This window comes from Halomonas alkalisoli (assembly GCF_021412585.1).
GTDB lineage: Bacteria > Pseudomonadota > Gammaproteobacteria > Pseudomonadales > Halomonadaceae > Halomonas > Halomonas alkalisoli.
Map to the genome: position 1 here is coordinate 17470 of NZ_JAKCMI010000009.1, position 18362 is coordinate 35831.

An 18362-nucleotide genomic window follows, 5' to 3' on the forward strand; every position below is an offset into this window, starting at 1 on the left:
AAGCGCCTCGGCTCTGGTGGTGTGATCTCGGTGGTCTAAGGCCTCCGCCATGAACCGCACAGAAACAGCGGCCAGGCTATTCGCTGATGCGCTAATCCCACTGCCCTCGGGAGGCTGGCATACTCTTCGGATAAACATAACGCCCGATCTGTCTCCACTCTCTCCGATCAGCTCCGCCACCTGGCGGCAACGCTGATATCGCAGGCTGAGCAGCAAGGGAGGCGCTGCACCAGAACCACAAGACGCTTCGGCACAGCGACCAGGTCAATCAGAAGCTGCCCCATGAACTGGCACTGCTCAGGCGGTACACGTTCGGCCAGCGCAGCGAACACCACAGCGTCATGCAGAACAGTCTGCTGGACGAGGGGGTCGATGCCGACATCGCCGCCATCGAGCCTGAGCTGGAGGCATTGACGCCCGCCGCACCGCCGCCGGCAAAGAAGAAGCCCAAGCGTAAACCCTTGCCCCCGGTCTGCCGCGCGTCGAAATCCTGCACGACCCTGAAAGCGAACACTGTCCCTATGGCTGCCAGCTGCGGCGAATCGGCCAGGAAGTCAGCGAAAATCTGGACTACACGCCGGGCGTATTCACCGTCGAACGGCATATTCGCGGTAAGTGGGTCTGCGATGATTGCGAGACGCTGACCCAGGCGCCGCTCGATGCGCTACGCGATCTGCTGCTCAGCGAGCCAGTGCTGCATGCCGATGCAACCCCGGTGCCGATGCTGGTCCCGGGCAAGAAGAAGACCCACTGGGTCTACCTCTAGCCCGATGCCACCACACCCTACGCCGGCTTGAGGGCGGTGATCTACGAAATCACCGAAGGGCGCGGCGGCAGCATGCCCGTGACTTCCTCGGGGAGTTGAGGGGCAGGCTTCATGTGGGAGATGGAGCGAAAGCGTGTTCAGCGACAATCAGGATTAGAGTCACGCGACAATCAAGATGAGAAAGCCGAGACCTGTGTCGTCGAGGTCGTGAGAGCGTAGCCCGCACGGACTCGACGACACAAAAACGGCAAGGTCCTCCCAGGGAAGCCCGCCGGGTGATCGCGGCCAACCCGGCATAGAGTGGTCTTCTCTCCATAGAGGACCACCCCGTGCCGGGACGACACATCACCGATCACCAAGTGAGGCTTTACATGAATTTCGCCGTAGTAATAGTCCCGCCGCCGCCGCTGCCAAGGCGGCTTTCAGCACCGCTTCCGCCTACCGCCTCGAGAAGGACCACCGGCTGTCGTCACAGATGGTGTTAACTTCGAAGGAGCCGCGAAACCCCGGTTCTCATCCTGATTGTCGCTGGCTTCTCATCCAGATTGACGCGCTACAGAAAGCGAGTACCGGAAGGCTCGGCGCTATGATTTTGTCAGGATAGGACTGACTGAAGTTCGGAGGTCATGCTGCCGAGAAATAATCCATCCATCTTGACATCTATATCACTCCTGTGACCTCAGCCCGCCCCGGGCTTTTCATCGGCACAGGAGACCTGCTATGCCCCCACCCTGTTCGCGCTGTGCCTCGCAGCACATCACCAACCTCGAGACCGTCCGCAAGCTAGGAATATCCGCTGGCGCGCTGGCCGGCTCCCTTAAGGGCACCTACACGTCGCTATATTCCCCCGGTCGTCTACTGACCAGCTCCATTCCCCTCACCCGGATCGCCGCTGCGGTAATCGCGGCAGCGACTAGTGGTATCGCCGGGGCTGCCGCAGGGAATCAGATGATTCAGCACCTGTTTCCTGCCGGCGAGGGCACCCCCTGGCTGTGCCTGGGATGCGGTCACAGCTTCCGCGTACTGGATTGACCCGCTTAACCCTCCCTCAACCTATCCGCCGGCGTTCTGTCGGTTTTTTTCGTCAAGGAGTTTTCTCATGGCACATCTGATCGAGCAAATGGCCTACGTCGGCGACACCCCCTAGCATGGCCTGGGGCAGCAACTGTCGCGTCATCAACCGCTGGAGGTCTGGCGGCAGCAGGCCGGCATGGACTGGCACATCGAAGATGTCACCAGTGCGCTTCATCGCCGATGGTGCCGGGCACCTGGGCAGTATCCACTCCTTCCCGGAGCAGAAGGTGCTCTACCGCTCGGATACCCGGGTACCGCTGTCGGTGGCCTCCCAGCGTTACAAGGTGGTCCAGCCCGAAGAGGTGCTGGAGTTCTATCGGGACCTGACTGAGTACGCGGGGTATGAGCTGGAGACCGCCGGGGTGCTCAAGGGCGGTCGCAAGTTCTGGGCACTGGCCCGAAGCGGCTTGGGCACGGCGATCAAGGGGCAGGATCAGGTCAACGCCTACCTGCTGCTGGCGACCTCCTGTGACGGCTCGCTGGCGACGTTGGTGACTCCCACCTCGGTCCGCGCGGTGTGCAACAACACCCTGACCATCGCAGTGGATGGCATGAGCCAGGGCGTGAAGGTGTCGCACAGCACCGAGTTCAACCCGCAGCGGGTCAAGCAACAGCTAGGCATCTCCGTCTCGCAGTGGGACGACTTCATGTACCGCATGAAGACCCTGGCCGAGCGCAAGGTCAGCCAGGCAGAGATCAAGACCTACTTCCAGTCGGTAATCTGCAACGCTGAGGAACCGCTGGACGATCCCTCCAAGCTGCCCAACGTCCGGGCGCTCAACCGCGTCCAGAAGCTCTACCACGGCGAGGGACGGGGCTCTCAGCTGTGTACCGCCCAGAGCACGGCCTGGGGCCTGCTCAACGCTATCACCGAGTACGTCGACCACGAGAAGCGCGCCCGCAGCAATGACTACCGCATGGACTCGGCCTGGTTCGGCCAGGGGGCGAGCCTCAAGGACAAGGCCCTGGCGTCGGCCATGGCGCTGGTGGCCTGATCGGCACCGGCGTCGCCTATCGCTCGCATTCCACCCCATCAACCTTCTCATCCATCTCACGGCATAGCGCCCGGTCCTTCACAGGCCGGGCGTTCTGTTTTCGGAGGCTCTCATGCAATCGCCAATGACATTCGAGATCTGCCGCGCCTTGACCCAGCTATCTCAAGAGCTGCTGGGGGCCGGTAAACAACATGCCCACACCCACGTGCTGGCCAAGGGCCAGGTCTATCGCGTGGTCGTGTCCCTGGAGCCGGTCCCTGCCGACCAACTACATGAAGTCTTCAACCGCTATCTGTAAGGAGGCCATCATGGCGACCCCGATCCAACCCAAGCCTGCCAAGGGCAACGGCCAGCTAACTACTCAACCCGCTGCCCAGCCGCTGCAGGAGAGCACCGCGATCATCCAGGTGATCGAGCGTGCCGCTCTCAACCCCGATGTCGACATCGACAAGATGGAGCGCCTGCTACAGATGCAGGAGCGTGTGCTCGACCGCCAGGCGCTGATGGCCTACAGCGCCGCCATGGCGGCCATGCAGACGGAGCTGCCGAGCATTGCCGAACGTGGCCAGGGCAACAACGGCGCCTACGCCACCCTGGAGGACATCGTCGACACCGTGCGGCCGATCATGCAGCGTCACGGCTTTGCGGTGAGCTTCCGTATCCAGACCCAGGAGCGTGGCATCCAGGTCACCGGCGTGCTGATGCATCAGGACGGGCACCGAGAAGAGACCAGCATGCTGCTACCGGCGGACGTCAGCGGCAACAAGAACGCCGTGCAGGCCTTTGGTTCTTCCACCAGCTACGGCAAGCGCTATGTGCTGTGCGCGCTGCTCAACATCACCACCCGCGGTCAGGACGCCAACGGCCATACCGCGACACCGGTGAAGATGGTCACGCCGTTCCAGGCCAGCCAGCTCAAGCAGCTGATCACCGCCTGTCCTGTCACCACCCAGGAGTGGTTCGTCGGCAAGTACGGCGAGGTCGAGCGCGTACCACGCTGCGACTTCGACAAGCTACGCGCTTCCCTGCAGAAGCGGGCACTGCCCAATCATCCACGTCACTGAGCCATCGGCGAGGGGTGACCCTCGCCGCTATGCCGTCATGTCACCAAGGAGATCGTCATGCAGATCCTGACACTGAAACAGGGCACGCCCGAGTGGCATGCCGCCCGCCTCGGTATCGTCACCATGTCCGAGCTGAAAACCCTGCTGGTCAAGGGCAAGGGGCCGGGAGGCTTCGGTGCCGGGGCGCTGAGCTACATGCATCAGCTGATCGGCGAACGCATCACCGGTGAGCCCTCGGGTGCCTTCCAGGGCAACGCCCACACCCAGCGCGGCCACGAGCTGGAGCCCATGGCACGGGAGCTCTATCAGGAAGCGACTGGTCTGTCTCGTCTGGAGCAGGTCGGCATCATCCTCAACCCTACGGCCGCCCACGGAAGTTCCGCTTAAGCCGGCGCCAAGCGGAAAGCGGAAAGCGGAAAGCACGGTGGAAAGTAGAACAAAAAGCACCATGGGGAGTCTGCCGGCTGACTCCCCATCAGCACTTCCCCACCATTTAAACGGCCTCGCCCTTTCGCCTTATACCATCCAATAATGCCGAATCAAACCTTTGTCGCTATTGGGTGCTTGCGCCACTCTCACCGATTGTGAAAAATACCCGCTCTCCCAAGTTATATCATGCCCCCCCTTATCGATCCTGTGTGACCCATGCTTTTCCTGGATGGGTTGAACCTCGAGATTCACTTCCACCGCCCTATCAATGTCATTGAGAAACGCCAGTAATGCCTCTCTTCAGCGTCGTCGCTCGATGCCCTGAATCGTGAATTCAAGCAATAAGCGCAACACTGGCACTGATTGCAGGTGTCGGCGACAGCTGAAATCCCCCCATGAGCGCACCGGGAACTGGACCGATTGTGGCTGACCCAATACCCCGCACATCACAATTACAGCTTTACTTAGGTTTTTCCGAGAAGTCTGCTAACCAAGGAAATAAAAGGCAGAAATCAGCGATAAAAACAGTTTGCGGGACGCAAAAGAGTACTTTGAGCTAATTTTTAACGCCGCATGGTAAAGCACAGCCAGTTTTCGCAAAAAGCCTAATGTTACTTATGTATTGTCGATAAATAATTTCCCGAACCCGACTCTTCCAAACATAAAAAACAACTCTTGTACCAAGCCAGAAACTCAACTAATGTAAGTTCAGGTTACAACGCCACACGGGTGATGTAACGCTGATCAGGCTGATATCCGCGATGGCCTGATGCCTGAAAAAACAGGCAATATGTTGACAAGGGCATAGCCGCTGAAAAGCGGTGACGCAAAGCTACCTGTCCAAGGGATGTTCGCATCTCAGGATCGAGGGGCCGCTACTCGACTGAGTCTCATTTTGGGATTCTCTCCCTGTTGCACTCTTCCTTCTGGATAATAAGCTCTTTGTGTATTAGTTGTTACGCTGTAACCAGTCGGCGATGTACAAAGCAAGCGTGTGCCTTGGTCAGTTGATTATTAGGTCGTCAGCGACGGCATAATACATTCTAGGGAGCGCTCTCCATGAGCAACAAGACATTTTCTCTACGTAAACTGACCCTGATTTCCGCCGCGGCCCTGGTCACCGGAGGAGCTGCAGTGGCTCAGGCACAGGAATCGTCGAACCTTGACGTCAGCACTACTGTCGTGGCGAGTTGCACCATTGGCACCACGGCCCTGGCGTTTGGCGATTACGACCCCATTAATCCCGCTGACCTGGATGGCACCGGCACCGTGACCGTGACCTGTACCCAGGACGCCTCCGTTGGCATCACCCTGGGGCAGGGCGGTAACGCCGGCGACGGCTCTACCGATGCTACGCCTTTGCGGCAACTGATCGACGACAACACCAACCTCCTGACGTATTCACTCTTCAGCAATACTGAGCGCACGACGGAATGGACCAACGATGCCGCGGGTAATGTCGCGACGACGGGCACAGGCGTGGCGGAGGCTCACACCGTCTTCGGCAGGATCGCCGGCAGCCAGGTCACCGCACCGGCGGGGGCCTACAACGATACCGTTGTGGCCACCGTTACTTTCTGATGCCCACACTGACCTCACGCCAGGCCGCTTATCGCGGCCTGGTTCTGCCCGTATTCATGTTGACGCTGCTGCTGGCGAGCCAGGCGCTGGCCGGCAGCTTCAGCGTCAGTCCGACCCGGGTGGTCCTGTCCGCCCAGGATAATGTGGTGGCGCTGTGGGTACGCAACACAGGAGCCGAGGAAACCTCGGTTCAGGTGGAGCTTCAGGAGTGGCGCCAGCAGGGAGGGCAAGACATCTACACGCCCAGCCGCGAGGTGCTCGCCACGCCCCCCATTTTCACGCTGGCACCGGGACAGACCCAGGTGTTGCGGGTGGGGTTGCGCCGCCCGCCGGAGCGGGATACCGAGCTCAGCTATCGCCTCTTCCTGCAGGAGCTGCCGCCGCCCGCGACGGAAGGCTACCCGGGCTTGCGCATGGCGCTACGCATAAGCCTGCCGGTGTTCGTGGCACCGGCTTCCGGCGCCGCGGCGCCGGAGCTGTCCTGGCGCGTCGAGCGTGGCAACCGTGGCGAATGGCGCCTGAGCGCCCGCAACCACGGCCATGGCCATGGCCAGGTGAGCCGGCTTCGCGTACGGCTGCCCGATGGGCGCACACTGCAGCCCTCCGGCAACGCCTATGTGTTGCCGGGCGCCGAGCAAGGATGGGCCCTGGGTCCAGGCTCTCCACTACCCGCGGCAGGCACCGAGCTTGTCATCACAACAAGCGTCAATGGTCAGGAAACCGCCTCACGCTTGCAGGTGGAGTAGTGGTGCAGCGGCCAGCGCGGCGCAGAAGAAGGAGGAGGTGTGCCGCCTTGGCTGTCATGTTGCTGCTGATGCCGAACCCGGCAGATGCTGGCACGACGCCTGCTAACGCCGCCATAACCGCTGGCTGGTATACAGACGTTGCCACTCAGCCCTCGCCGGAAGCAGGCCGGCGGGGGCCTTCCAGCGTGGATCCCCGGGAACTTCCCGACACCGGAGCGCTCGAGGAGCTGTGGCTGGAAGCCACGGTCAATGACCAGCGACGGCCCACCACGGCGCTGGCGCTGATACGCGGCGATCACGACGTCTGGGTGGCCGCCAGCGACCTGGAGCAGTGGCGAATCGCCTCGCCGGCTGGCGCGCCCTTCGATCATCACGGCAAGGCCTTCTACCACCTTGAATCGCTCGGGATTTCCTTCGAGCTGGACAGGCGCCGGTCCACCCTGGGCCTGGATGTGCCTGCGGCCCTGTTCGCGGACACCCGGCTCGAGGGCCTGCGCCGGGACCGCGTACCGCTGACGCCTTCGTCTCCGGGCGCCTTCTTCAACTATGACCTGTCGAGCACCCACAGCCGCGGGGAGACCCGCCATAGTGGGCTGCTGGAGCAGGGTGTGTTCAACGGCTGGGGCAGCGGGGTCAATCGCCTGATCGCCAGAGACACCCCCACCATCGATCAGCCCGCCGTGGTTCGCCTGGACACCCAGTGGCGCCACGACAATCCCGACAGCATGCGCACCCTGCGGCTCGGGGACACCACCAGCCTGGGCACGGCATGGAGTGGTGGGGTGCGCTTCGGTGGCCTGCAGTGGGGAAGCAACTTCTCCACCCGGCCGGAAATGGTCACCCTGCCCCTGGTCAGCGTGGCCGGTGAGGCCGCGCTACCGTCCACCGTCGATCTCTACGTGAACGATGCCCTGCGCCTGCGACGCGACGTGCCACCCGGCCCCTTCGCCATCGACGAGATCCCGGTGATTACCGGCCAGGGTCAGGTCAAGCTGGTGGTACGCGACATTCTCGGCCGCGAGCAGTTGATCACCCAGCCCTTCTATTCCAGCGCGAGGCTGCTGCGAGCCGGCCTGAAGGATTACTCCGTGGAGCTGGGCGCCATTCGCCAGGACTATGGTCGTGAGAGCAATGCCTATGGCCGGGCACTGGGCACGGCGACCTACCGCACCGGGTTGACCGACTGGCTGACCACCGAGCTGCACGCCCAGGTGTTGCAGGACCAGCAGATGGCTGGCCTGGGGGGCAGCTGGCTGTTGCCGTTCGGCGGCGTCATGCATGCCGCCTATGCCGCCAGTGAGGCCGATGGCCGGCAGGGTGATCTGAAGACCCTGGGATTGCAGCGCCAGGGGTGGCCCCTGGGCCTGGGGGTCGAAAGCCAGTTCGCCAGCGAGGACTTCATGCGCCTCGGCATGCACCAGGACCAAGTCTTGCCGCGCCAGCAGCATAGAGTCTTCTCCAGCCTCTCGAGCGGCCAGTGGGGCTCGCTGAGCCTCAGCTATACCGCCCAGCACTTCGATGACCGGGATGACATCGAGATCGTCAACCTGGGCTACAGCAAGGGGCTGGGCGCCATCGGCCACCTGACGCTCTCGGCGCTGCACTTCATGGAAAATGGCGAAACGGCCTTGCGGGCGGGCTTGAGCATTCCGCTGGGGATGCCGCGCACCCGTGCCAGCCTGAGCGTCAGCGAGCGTAACGATCAACGCCAGGGCAGTATGCAGATACAGCGCAGCCTGCCGATTGGCAGGGGGTTCGGCTACCGGGTTAGCACCGGCCTGGGCGATGACGATCACCGCGAGGCCAGTCTCGGCCTGCAGAACGACTACCAGACCTATCTATTGGAGGCCTCACAGCGCCATGATCAAACGGCCAGCCGTGCCAATGTGCGTGGTGGTGCGGCCTGGCTCGGCGGCGCCCTCTTCGCCAGCCGACAAATCGATGGCAGCTTTGCCGTGGTCCAACTGCCGGGCTTTCCCGATGTCCAGGTCTACGCCGACAACCAGCCTGTCTCGCGTACCAATCGTCACGGGGATGCGCTGGTACCACGCCTGCGCGCTTACGAGCATAACCGAATCAGCATCGAGCAGGCGGACCTGCCCCTGGGGGCTCAGGTGGGGAGCCTGGAGATGCAGGTATCTCCGTACTACCGTAGCGGTGTGACGCTGCACTTCCCGGTGACCCAGAGCCGCGATGCCTTCTTCCGGATCCTGCTGGAGAGCGGCGAGCCGTTGCCGCCCGGGGCGGTGGTGGAAGATGCTCGCGGCGAGCGCTTCCCGGTGGGCCTGCGTGGCGAGACCTTCGTGACCGACCTGGAGTCGAGTAACCGCCTACGCGCGCTCTGGCTGGGGCAGGCCTGCGAATTCACGCTGGAGGTGCCGGAAATCGAAGATGTCTTTCTCGAGCTAGGCGATGTTATCTGCCACGGAGTCACACCATGAACGTTGTTACCATTTCAGGCGCCCGTGCCTCGGGCACCTGTCGCGCGGCCAGCCACCGGCCGCTGCGCTGGCTGGCCGGAGCGGCCCTGGTGCTGGCCGCCGGCACCGCTCAGGCTCAGTGCAGTGTCAGTGCCACTGGGCTGGGTTTTGCCGGTTATGACGTCTTCACTGCAACGCACAATGATAGCAGCGCCACCATCACGGTAAGCTGCAGCGAAGCCACTGGATACAGCCTCGCACTGAGCTCTGCCCATGGCAGTCCCCAGCAGCCATTGCTGAGCAGCAGCGACGATACTCTCGATTACCGGTTGCACCAGGATGCGGCCCGCTCATTGGTCTGGGGCGAGGGATCGTTCAGTCTCAGCGGCAACACCGACGGCACGCAAGAGCACACCGTTTATGGACGTATTCCGGCGGGTCAGAATGTCCGAGTGGGCAACTACACGGACACCATCACCGTGACACTGGAATTCTAGGCAATGGAGATACCGGCATTATAAATGCGCTTAGGCTTATTCAGTAATGGCTGTAGTACGAGATTCTGTGCGCAAACCCGCACATCACACCACCTCCCCCGTGCGGGATTCCGGCCCATTCCCCACCCAGCATGCTTCGACTAAAGTCGAACTCCTCTATCACAACCCCATGAAACACCGGGCATTGCACTAAGAAGGCATGGCCGTTGCGTTGTCATGGCGTTGATATCACTCCGGCCTGGCTCGGCAACTTCCGCAACCGGTGACCATACTGGGAGGCGACGAGCCTGGCCTCCCCGGCGGCATCCCGACCCCTGCCGTCAGCCAGCTCGAGGGGCAGCGGTCATCGGCGCCGCTGTCATCGCGAGTGAAAGCGAGCGAGGAAAAGCACATGGCAGACGATTTACGCGACAGCGCCTTGAAGTACCATCGATTCCCCCGCCCCGGCAAGCTGGCGATCCAGGCGATCAAGCCCATGGCCAGTCAGCGGGATCTGTCGCTGGCCTATTCGCCCGGGGTGGCCGCGGCCTGCGAGGAGATCGAACGTGATCCCCTGATGGCGGCCGAGTACACCGCCCGCGGTAACCTGGTGGCCGTGATCAGCAACGGCACGGCGGTGCTGGGGCTGGGTGCCATCGGCGCCCTGGCCTCCAAGCCGGTGATGGAAGGCAAGGCCGTGCTGTTCAAGAAGTTTGCCGACGTGGACGTGTTCGACATCGAGATCGAGGAGCGCGACCCGGACAAGCTGATCGAGATCATCGCCGGCCTGGAGGCCACCTTCGGCGGCATCAACCTGGAAGACATCAAGGCACCGGAGTGCTTCGAGATCGAGCGGCGCCTGCGCGAGCGGATGAAGATCCCGGTGTTCCACGACGACCAGCACGGTACCGCCATCGTCACGGCGGCCGCCCTGCTCAACGGCCTGCGGGTGGTGGGCAAGGAGCTCGGCGACATCCGCCTGGTCTGCAACGGCGCTGGCTCCGCTGCCCTGGCCTGCCTGGACCTGGCGGTCTCCCTGGGGGTCCGCAAGGAGAACATCCTGGTCTGTGACCGCAGCGGCGTGATCCACACCGACCGTAACGAGGACATGGATCCCTACAAGGCGCGCTATGCGGCCCGGACCGAGGCCCGCACCCTGGCCGATGCCGTCAACGGGGCCGACGTCTTCTTCGGCCTCTCGGCCGGGGGCGCCCTCAAGGCGGAGATGGTGGCGACCATGGCCGAGCGCCCCCTGATCCTGGCCATGGCCAACCCCACCCCGGAAATCATGCCGGAGGACGCCAAGGCGGTACGCCCGGATGCGGTGATCGCCACCGGGCGCTCGGACTACCCCAACCAGGTCAACAACGTCCTATGCTTCCCGTTCATCTTCCGCGGCGCCCTGGACTGCGGCGCCACCACCATCAACGAGGAGATGAAACTGGCCACCGTCAAGGCCATCGCCGACATGGCGACCACCACGGTGCCGGAAACGGTGGCGGTGGCCTATGGCGGACAGGCGCTGACCTTCGGCCCGGAGTACATTCTGCCCAAACCCTTCGACCCGCGCCTGATCGACACCATCCCGCCGGCGGTGGCCAAGGCCGCCATGGACAGCGGTGTGGCCGCGCGCCCCATCGCGGACCTGGACGCCTACACCCGCTCGCTGTCACGCCTGGTCTACCGCTCCGGCAACGTGATGGAGCCGGTGTTCGAGCGAGCACGACAGAATCCCCTCCGCCTGCTGTACGCCGAGGGCGAGGACGAGCGCGTCCTCCGCGCCATGGAGGTCTGTGTCACTCAGGGCTATGCCAAGCCCCTGTTGATCGGCCGCCGTGCGGTCATCGAGGCCCGCATCGAGGAGTTGGGGCTGCCGGTGAAGCCCGGTGTCGATTTCGAGCTGATCGACGCCCAGGACTATCCCGACTATGCCGAACTGGCCAGCGAGTACCACCAGCTGATGGGACGCCGTGGCGTCCATCCGGAGGCCGCCGAGAAGCGCGTCCGCAGCCGGGCCACCATCCTGGCCTCGCTGCTGCTGCGCCGGGGCGATGTGGACGCCATGATCGCCGGCCCGGTGGGCACCTACCACGAGCACCTGGACCAGGTGCTGGACGTCATCGGCCTGCGCGAGGACGTCAGCACGCCTGCCGCCCTGCAGCTGCTGATCCTCGAGCGGACCACCCTGTTCATCGCCGACCCCTTCGTCAATTACGACCCCGATGCCGGTCAGATCGCCGAGATCACCCTGCTGGCCGCGGAGCAGATTCGCCGCTTCGGCATCACGCCCCGGGCCGCCCTGGTCTCCCACTCGAACTTCGGCAGCTCCGACTTCGGCAGCGCGGAGAAGATGCGCCAGGCGCTGGCGCTGATCCGGGAGCGCGCACCGGACCTGATAGTGGACGGCGAGATGCAGGCCGACTCGGCGCTGTCCACCGGCGTGCGCGGGCGCATCCTGCCCGATTCGCTGCTCGACGGCGAGGCCAACCTGTTGATCATGCCCAACCTGGACGCGGCGAACATCGCCTTTACCGCCCTGAAGGTGCTGGGCAACGGCGTGTCCGTGGGCCCCATCCTGCTGGGGGCCGCCAAGCCGGTTCATGTGCTCAACCGCACGGTCACCGCACGGGGTATCGCCAACATGAGCGCCTTCGCCGTGGTCGAGGCACAGACCGATCAATAACTAGAACAATTCCGACCCAATCAAGGGAGACGATCCATGGCATTCGAAAACTACAGCGACTTCGATCCCCAGGAAACCCGGGAGTGGCAGGAAGCCGTCGATGTGGTGGTGGAGCGGGTGGGCCCCGAGCGGGCCACCTACCTGCTGCACAAGGCGGTGGAAGAAGCCTACCGGACCGGCGCCGAGGCGCCGGACACCACCCGCACGCCCTATGTGAACACCATACCGCCCCACAAGGAGGCCAAGCTGCCCGGCGACGAGGCCTTGCTGCAGCGTCTGATCGCCTACCTGCGCTGGAACGCCATGGCGATGGTGGTGCGCGCCAACAAGAAGCCCGCCGAACCCGGGGGGCATATCGCCAGCTACCAGTCCTCGGCGGTGATGTACGAGGTGGGCTTCAATCACTTCTGGCAGGCCCCCACCGACGGCCACGGGGGAGACATCATCTATTTCCAGGGGCACTGCGCCCCGGGCATCTACGCACGGGCGTTCCTGGAGGGGCGGCTCACCGAGGAGCAGCTGGAGAACTTCCGCCTGGAGGTGGATGGCAAGGGGATCTCCTCCTATCCCCACCCCTATCTGATGCCGGACTTCTGGCAGGTCTCCACCGTCTCCATGGGCCTGGGGCCGATCATGGCTATCTATCAGGCACGGTTCATGAAGTACCTCCACCACCGGGGGCTGGCCGATACCGAGGGACGCAAGGTCTGGGCGTTCCTGGGTGACGGCGAGATGGACGAGCCCCAGTCCCAGGGTGCCATCGCCCTGGCCAGCCGCGAAAAGCTCGACAACCTGATCTTCGTGATCAACTGCAATTTGCAGCGCCTGGACGGCCCGGTGCGGGGCAACAGCAAGATCGTCCAGGAACTGGAGGGCAACTTCCGGGGCGCGGGCTGGAACGTCATCAAGTGCCTGTGGGGGTCGGGCTGGGACGAGCTGCTGGCCAAGGACACCAAGGGGCTGTTGCGCCAGCGCATGGAGGAGTGCGTCGACGGCGAGTATCAGAACTTCAAGGTCAAGGGTGGCGGCTACATCCGCGAGCACTTCTTCGGCAAGTATCCGGAGCTCAAGGAGATGGTCGCCCATATGTCGGACGACGACATCTACTACAAGCTGATCCGCGGTGGCCACGACCCGCAGAAGGTCTACGCGGCCTATCACGCGGCGGTCAACACCCGGGACAAGCCCTCGGTGCTGCTGATGAAGACCGTCAAGGGCTACGGCATGGGCGAAGGGGGCGAGGGCCAGAACATCACTCACCAGAAGAAGAAGCTGGGCGAGGATAACCTCAGGTACTTCCACCAGCGCTTCGACCTGCCCTTGAGCGACGAGCAGGTCACCAAGGCGGCGTTCTTCAAGCCCCCCGAGGAGAGCGCCGAGATGCAGCTCCTGCATGGGCAGCGCAAGGCGCTGGGCGGCTACCTGCCCCAGCGCCAGCGCAACGGCGATCGGCTCGAGGCGCCCCCCCTGGAGATGTTCAAGCAGGTGCTGGCGGACACCGGTGAGCGCACCATGTCCACCACCATGGCCATGGTGCGCATCATGGTCTCCCTGGCCCGGGACAAGACCCTGGGGCCGCGGCTGACCCCGATCGTCGCCGACGAGTCGCGCACCTTCGGCATGGAGGGCATGTTCCGGCAGATCGGTATCTATGCCCCCGAAGGGCAGAAGTACGTGCCCATGGACGCCGAGGAGATCATGCCCTACCGGGAGGACCAGAAGGGCCAGATCCTGCAGGAGGGCATCAACGAGGACGGGGCCATGTCGTCGTGGATCGCCGTGGCCACGTCGTACAGCAACCACGGGGTCACCATGATCCCGTTCTATGTCTACTACTCCATGTTCGGCTTCCAGCGCATCGGCGATCTGGCCTGGGCGGCCGGGGACATGCTGGCACGGGGTTTCCTGATCGGCGGCACCTCGGGGCGCACCACCCTGAACGGCGAGGGCTTGCAGCACCAGGACGGGCACAGCCAGCTGTTTGCCCAGTTCATCCCCAACTGCATCGCCTATGACCCCACCTTCCACTACGAGGTGGCGGTGATCGTGCGCGATGGTCTCAAGCGCATGTACGAGGATCAGGAGAACGTCTTCTACTACATCACCACGCTGAACGAGAACTACCATCATCCGGCACTTCCCGATGGCGCCGAAGAGGGCATCATCAAGGGCATGTACTCCTTCAGCAAGGCCAAGGGCAAGGGGCCGCGGGTACAGCTGCTGGGCTGTGGCAGCATCCTCAACGAGGTGATTGCCGCGGTGGACCTGCTGCGTGACGACTGGGGCGTAGCGGCCGACGTCTGGAGTTGCCCGAGCTTCAATGAACTGGCCCGTGACGGCCACGCCGTCAAGCGCTGGAACCGGCTGCATCCCGGGAAGAAAGCGCGCAAGAGCCATGTCGAGGCGTGCCTGGAAGGCACCGAAGGGCCGGTCATCGCCTCCACCGACTACATCCGGATGTTCGCCGAACAGATCCGCCCCTTCGTGCCGCGGCGTTACGAGGTACTGGGTACCGACGGCTTCGGCCGCTCCGACAGCCGCGAGGCCCTGCGCCGCCATTTCGAGGTGGATCGTCATTACGTCACCCTGGCCGCGCTGCAGGCCCTGGTCGACGAGGGCAAGCTCAAGAGCGGCAAGGTCCGGGACGCCATCGCGAAATACGGCATCGACCCCGAAAAGCCCAACCCCCTGTACGCCTGAGCCGGAGGAGAAGAAAAGTGGCTATCCAAGACATCAAGGTACCGGACATCGGCGACTACACCGATGTCCCGATCATCGAAATCCACGTCCAGGCCGGCGACAAGATCCAGGTCGAGGACCCGCTGATCACCGTGGAGTCCGACAAGGCCTCCATGGACGTGCCTGCGCCTGCCGCGGGTACGGTCAAGGAGGTCAGGGTCAAGCTCGGTGACACGGTCTCCGAGGGTTCGACGATTCTGATGCTGGAGGCGGAAGGAGCGGGAGAGGGGGATTCACCCTCCGCCCCTGCGCCCTCGCCCGCCGAGGAAGCCGGGAACAGGCCGCCACCGTCGGCGGCTCCTTCCAGCAGCGCACCGCCGACCGGCCAGATCGCGGATTTCAGCCGGGTTCACGCCAGCCCCTCGGCTCGCCGCCTGGCCCGCGAGCTGGAGGTGGACCTGCCCCGAGTGCCGCCGACCGGCCTCAAGGGCCGGGTCACCCAGGAGGACATCCGCAGCTTCGCCAAGGGTGGCGCCCCGGCGGCGGCTAGCGCTTCAACTGGCGCTCCAACCGCTGGCGGGGGCCTGGATCTGCTGCCCTGGCCCAAGGTCGACTTCAGCAAGTTCGGCCCGGTGGAGACCCAGCCGCTGTCGCGCATCAAGAAGATCTCCGGCGCCAACCTGCATCGCAACTGGGTGCAGATTCCCCACGTCACCAACCACGACGAGGCCGACATCACCGACCTGGAGGCCTTCCGGGTGCAGTTCAACAAGGCCAACGAGAAGGCCGGCATCAAGGTCAGCATGCTGGCGTTCATGATCAAGGCCGCGGTCGCCTCCCTGAAGCAGTTCCCCGAGTTCAATGCCTCCCTGGACGGCGACAACCTGATCCTCAAGCAGTACTACCACATCGGCTTCGCCGCCGACACGCCCAACGGCCTGGTGGTGCCGGTGATCCGCGACGCGGACCAGAAAGGCGTGGCCGAGATCGCCCAGGAAATGGGGGCGCTGGCCAAGCTGGCCCGCGACGGCAAGCTCAAGCCCGACCAGATGCAGGGCGGCTGTTTCACCATCTCCTCGCTCGGCGGGATCGGCGGGCTCTATTTCACGCCCATTATCAACGCCCCGGAAGTGGCCATCATGGGCGTGTGTCGCTCCTACTGGAAGCAGGTCTCGCCGGACGGCAAGCAGTCGGAGTGGCGGTTCGTGCTGCCCCTGTCGCTGTCCTGGGATCACCGGGTGATCGACGGCGCCGCCGCGGCCCGTTTCAACGTCCATTTCGCCAACCTGCTCGCCGACATGCGGCGCATCATCATGTGAGGAATCGACGACATGGCCAATGCAATCGAAGTCAAGGTGCCCGATATCGGCGATTTCAAGGACGTCGAGATCATCGAAGTGCTGGTCAAGCCGGGCGATGCGATCGACATCGAAACCCCGCTGATCACCCTGGAGACCGACAAGGCCTCCATGGACGTGCCGTCCCCGATATCGGGCACGGTCGGAGAGCTCAAGGTCAAGGAGGGGGACAAGGTCTCCGAAGGCTCGACCATCCTGATGCTGGAGCCGGCCGAGACCGGATCCCGGGTGGCTGACCACGAACCGCATCCGACGGTCCATAACAAAGGGGTTGGCTCGGCGGCGCCCGGCGATGCCGGCGGTGGTTATGGCGGCGGCAGCCTGGAAGAGGTTCGGGTGCCGGACATCGGCGATTTCGGCGACGTTCCGATCATCGAAGTGCTGGTACGCGCGGGCGATACCATCCGTGCCGAGGACCCGCTGATCACCGTGGAGTCCGACAAGGCCTCCATGGACGTGCCCGCGCCCAAGGCCGGCAAGGTCAGCGAGGTGCTGGTGACGGTCGGCGACAAGGTCTCGCAAGGCTCGCCGATCCTGATGCTGGAAGCGGAAGGCAAGTCCCCCGCCGCCCCACCCGCTGCCGCCGGGGGAGCAGGCGAACAGAAAGCGGCTGCGCCCGCCCCGAAGGCGGCCACCCATACCGGCGGGGCCGACCTCGAATGCGAGATGCTGGTGCTCGGCGCCGGGCCGGGCGGCTACTCGGCCGCCTTCCGGTCCGCCGACCTGGGGATGAAGACCGTGCTGGTGGAACGCTATGCCAACCTCGGCGGGGTCTGCCTGAACGTCGGCTGCATCCCCTCCAAGGCGCTGCTGCATGTGGCGGCGGTCACCGACGCGGCCAATGACCTGGCCGATCACGGCATCGCCTTCGGCAAGCCGAAGATCGATCTCGACAAACTGCGCGGCTGGAAGGAAAAGGTCGTCGGCAAGCTCACCGGGGGCCTGGCCGGCATGGCCAAGGCACGCAAGGTCCAGACGGTGCGCGGGGTAGGGAAATTCCTCGACCCGCATCACCTGGAAGTCACCCTGACCAGCGGCGACGGCCAGGAGCCGACCGGCGACAAGCAGGTGGTGAAGTTCGACAAGTGCATCATCGCCGCCGGTTCGCAGTCGGTGACACTCCCCTTCATTCCCGACGACCCCCGGGTGGTCGACTCCACCGGCGCCCTGGAACTGACCTCCATCCCCAAGCGCATGCTGGTCATCGGCGGCGGCATCATCGGCCTGGAGATGGCCACGGTCTACTCCAGCCTGGGCACCCGCATCGACGTGGTCGAGATGCTCGACGGGCTGATGGCCGGCGCCGACCGCGACCTGGTCAAGGTCTGGGAGAAGGTCAACACGCCGCGCTTCGACAAGGTGATGCTCAAGACCCGGACCACCGCCGTGAAGGCCCAGAAGAACGGCCTCAAGGTCAGCTTCGAGGGCGACAACGCCCCCGCCGAGCCACAGCTGTACGACATGATCCTGCAGTCGGTCGGGCGCAGCCCCAACGGCAACAAGATCGGTGCCGAGAACGCCGGCGTGGCGGTGGACGAACGCGGCTTCATCGCCACCGACAAGCAGATGCGCACCAACGTCGGGCACATCTTCGCCATCGGCGACATCATCGGCCAGCCGATGCTGGCCCACAAGGCGGTGCATGAGGCCCATGTCGCGGCGGAAGCCGCCGCCGGCCAGAAGAGTTTCTTCGATACCCGCCAGATTCCCTCGGTGGCCTACACCGACCCGGAAGTGGCCTGGGCCGGCAAGACCGAGGCCGAATGCAAGGCCGAGGGCATCAAGTACGGCAAGGCGGTATTCCCCTGGGCGGCCAGCGGTCGGGCGATCGCCAACGGCCGCGACGAAGGGTTCACCAAGCTGCTGTTCGACGAGGAGACCCATCGCATCATCGGCGGCGCCATCGTCGGCACCCAGGCGGGGGACCTGATCAGCGAGCTGTGTCTGGCCATCGAGATGGGCTGCGACCCGGTCGACATCGGCAAGACCATCCACCCGCATCCGACCCTGGGCGAGTCGGTCGGCATGGCCGCCGAACTGTTCGAAGGCGTCTGTACCGATCTGCCGCCGCAGAAGAAGCGTTAGGAGCCT

Annotated in this window: 15 protein-coding genes and 1 riboswitch; all 15 genes read left to right on the forward strand. The window is 64.0% G+C overall.

What is annotated here, in order from left to right; genetic code table 11:
• The first annotated feature begins 293 nt into the window (after nt 1-293).
• The 15 genes from LY622_RS01260 (at nt 294) to lpdA (ending at nt 18356) form a co-directional block, all read left to right on the forward strand.
• Nucleotides 294-644, forward strand: a complete 351-nt coding sequence (locus LY622_RS01260) for an IS66 family transposase (protein WP_234289335.1) — start codon at nt 294-296, stop codon at nt 642-644.
• Nucleotides 566-766, forward strand: a complete 201-nt coding sequence (locus LY622_RS01265) for an IS66 family transposase (RefSeq protein WP_234289336.1) — start codon at nt 566-568, stop codon at nt 764-766. The genes LY622_RS01260 and LY622_RS01265 overlap by 79 nt, the downstream gene beginning before the upstream one ends.
• Before the next feature lie 720 nt (nt 767-1486).
• Entirely contained in the window at nt 1487-1798 is a 312-nt protein-coding gene (locus LY622_RS01270; RefSeq protein WP_234289231.1) for a hypothetical protein, read from the forward strand.
• 197 nt (nt 1799-1995) lie between these two features.
• Complete coding sequence (locus tag LY622_RS01275; RefSeq protein WP_234289232.1) at nt 1996-2835, forward strand: DUF932 domain-containing protein; 840 nt, start codon at nt 1996-1998, stop codon at nt 2833-2835.
• 112 nt (nt 2836-2947) lie between these two features.
• Nucleotides 2948-3133, forward strand: a complete 186-nt coding sequence (locus tag LY622_RS01280) for a hypothetical protein (protein WP_234289233.1) — start codon at nt 2948-2950, stop codon at nt 3131-3133.
• A 10-nt stretch (nt 3134-3143) separates the two neighbouring features.
• Nucleotides 3144-3899: an ERF family protein gene (locus tag LY622_RS01285; RefSeq protein ID WP_234289234.1), complete on the forward strand. Its 756-nt coding sequence runs from the start codon at nt 3144-3146 to the stop codon at nt 3897-3899.
• A gap of 57 nt (nt 3900-3956) precedes the next feature.
• Nucleotides 3957-4286: a YqaJ viral recombinase family protein gene (locus LY622_RS01290; protein ID WP_234289235.1), complete on the forward strand. Its 330-nt coding sequence runs from the start codon at nt 3957-3959 to the stop codon at nt 4284-4286.
• An 833-nt stretch (nt 4287-5119) separates the two neighbouring features.
• Nucleotides 5120-5208, forward strand: a riboswitch (cyclic di-GMP riboswitch).
• 179 nt (nt 5209-5387) lie between these two features.
• Nucleotides 5388-5909, forward strand: a complete 522-nt coding sequence (locus LY622_RS01295) for a Csu type fimbrial protein (protein WP_234289236.1) — start codon at nt 5388-5390, stop codon at nt 5907-5909.
• Complete coding sequence (locus LY622_RS01300; protein WP_234289237.1) at nt 5909-6655, forward strand: fimbrial biogenesis chaperone; 747 nt, start codon at nt 5909-5911, stop codon at nt 6653-6655. Before LY622_RS01295 ends, LY622_RS01300 begins: the two co-directional genes overlap by 1 nt.
• Nucleotides 6656-6840: 185 nt before the next feature.
• Nucleotides 6841-9096, forward strand: a complete 2256-nt coding sequence (locus LY622_RS01305) for a fimbria/pilus outer membrane usher protein (protein WP_234289238.1) — start codon at nt 6841-6843, stop codon at nt 9094-9096.
• Nucleotides 9093-9572, forward strand: coding sequence for a Csu type fimbrial protein (locus tag LY622_RS01310; protein WP_234289239.1), 480 nt, complete (start codon nt 9093-9095; stop codon nt 9570-9572). The genes LY622_RS01305 and LY622_RS01310 overlap by 4 nt, the downstream gene beginning before the upstream one ends.
• A 391-nt stretch (nt 9573-9963) precedes the next feature.
• On the forward strand, nt 9964-12234 hold the full coding sequence (locus LY622_RS22605; protein ID WP_234289240.1) for an NADP-dependent malic enzyme: 2271 nt from the start codon (nt 9964-9966) through the stop codon (nt 12232-12234).
• Nucleotides 12235-12270: 36 nt separating this feature from the next.
• Nucleotides 12271-14934, forward strand: a complete 2664-nt coding sequence (gene aceE / locus LY622_RS01320; RefSeq protein ID WP_234289241.1) for a pyruvate dehydrogenase (acetyl-transferring), homodimeric type — start codon at nt 12271-12273, stop codon at nt 14932-14934.
• A gap of 17 nt (nt 14935-14951) precedes the next feature.
• Nucleotides 14952-16232 (forward strand): dihydrolipoyllysine-residue acetyltransferase, encoded by a 1281-nt coding sequence (aceF, locus tag LY622_RS01325; protein ID WP_234289242.1) that lies wholly within the window; start codon nt 14952-14954, stop codon nt 16230-16232.
• 12 nt (nt 16233-16244) lie between these two features.
• Nucleotides 16245-18356: a dihydrolipoyl dehydrogenase gene (lpdA, locus tag LY622_RS01335; protein WP_369413704.1), complete on the forward strand. Its 2112-nt coding sequence runs from the start codon at nt 16245-16247 to the stop codon at nt 18354-18356.
• Nucleotides 18357-18362: the final 6 nt, after the last annotated feature.